This window comes from Vibrio sp. Vb0667, assembly GCF_033391095.1.
Genome location: NZ_JAWPOL010000454.1, coordinates 1 through 1,006 on the forward strand (window position 1 = coordinate 1; position 1,006 = coordinate 1,006).

Genomic DNA, 1,006 nt, shown 5'->3' on the forward strand with positions numbered 1-1,006 from the left:
CCAAGTTGAACGGCTTCAATTAACTCGTCATCAAGACCGCCCTCCTCAACCGTGAGAATGACTCCGATGATATTTTGTTTATCCATCGCGAGATAAACAGAGCTGTTGTCATCTCGTAGTAAATGGAGCAAATCATTCGGTGAGGTTTGATAATGAGCATTAACCAGTAAAGCAAAGCATTCGCGTAGTAAGTTGGGTTGGTGAACCAGTGCTTGCTTGTCCACTTTGTTCAACGATACGTTCGCCATGCCTTCAATGGATTGCGGCGATAATTCCGCGTTCAAGATAAAAGCGTTATACAACCACGTTTCTAACTTATCATCTACGCTCCAACGAATTGGCTGCTGCATGTGATACGTCTTCATGCCAGGTCGTTGTTGTTGCAACCATTCAATGAACTTCAACGTGAAGCCACGTCCGCAGCCTTCATAGCCATGAATCGTGCTAGAAAAGACCAAACGATGATAATGCTCGGTGATTTGTTTGAGCATCGGAACGGGAATCGCAGCCGCTTCATCGACTAGCAACAAATCACACTCAGGCAGCGAAGACAACAATTCGTCAGGCGCAATAAACTGAATATACCCATATCCGACTTCCAAACGGTCTTTCTTCATCTGTTTGGCATCCGTAAGTAAACGCTGCGCGTGCTGATAGACTGGCTCAACAGCGTTAATAGAAGGCGCGGTAAGTAATATACGCAGCGGTTTGTGTTGCAATAACTGAGCACAAGCAATGCCTAATGCGCTGCTTTTACCTCTACCGCGATCAGCCGTGAGCACTAAAGGACGCTTGCGATGCCCATTCACCACTTTCTCGATTAATGAAACAGCGTGAGTCTGCTCTATGTATTCTGTATTTCTCTGCGCAATAGCAAGCTCAGAAACCTGAGGAATGACTTTCCCCTGCTCAAGCACTATCAGCTTTTGCCATTGGGTCTGCATCCATTGCTCAGCGAAATGTTGTGGCTGAGCAGTATTTGTCACAACAAGTAGCATTCCACCGC

General features: G+C 46.2%; 1 pseudogene. It reads right to left on the bottom strand.

The annotated features are described in order from the left end of the window. Positions 1-1,006 (bottom strand): annotated as a pseudogene (locus R8269_RS26605) (tRNA(Met) cytidine acetyltransferase); the annotation flags it as partial.